The following is a 282-nucleotide window of genomic DNA, read 5'->3' on the forward strand; positions in this document are numbered from 1 at the left end:
CCCGAATGCGGTACCCTGCACGAGGTCGAGGCGGCGGCGCCCGGCTATCCGATCGTGCATGATTTCGAGCCGGACCTCGAAGGCTTCTATCGCGACTGGCTGGGCAAGCCGCTGGAGCCGTCAAGCAAGGGAGGTTGATGGCGATGGGCGGGGAGGTTATGCAGCCGTCTGATCCCGGAGGTGCTCGATGACCAATCTGTCCGGCCGCAGCGCGATCGTCACCGGCGGTTTTTCCGGCATGGGTTTCGCCATCGCCGCCGCGCTCGCCCAGGCCGGGGCAAG

The 282-nt window shown here is 67.0% G+C and carries 1 protein-coding gene and 1 pseudogene; both read left to right on the forward strand.

Going from position 1 to position 282, the window contains the following annotated elements:
• Nucleotides 1-138 (forward strand): acetone carboxylase subunit gamma (locus tag EN852_RS40290; RefSeq protein ID WP_281407876.1); only part of this gene is annotated, 138 nt, incomplete at its 5' end.
• Between the two features lie 49 nt (nucleotides 139-187).
• Nucleotides 188-282: pseudogene (locus EN852_RS43455) on the forward strand (3-oxoacyl-ACP reductase); the annotation flags it as partial.

The sequence above is a fragment of the Mesorhizobium sp. M2E.F.Ca.ET.209.01.1.1 genome, from assembly GCF_004010375.2.
GTDB lineage: Bacteria > Pseudomonadota > Alphaproteobacteria > Rhizobiales > Rhizobiaceae > Mesorhizobium.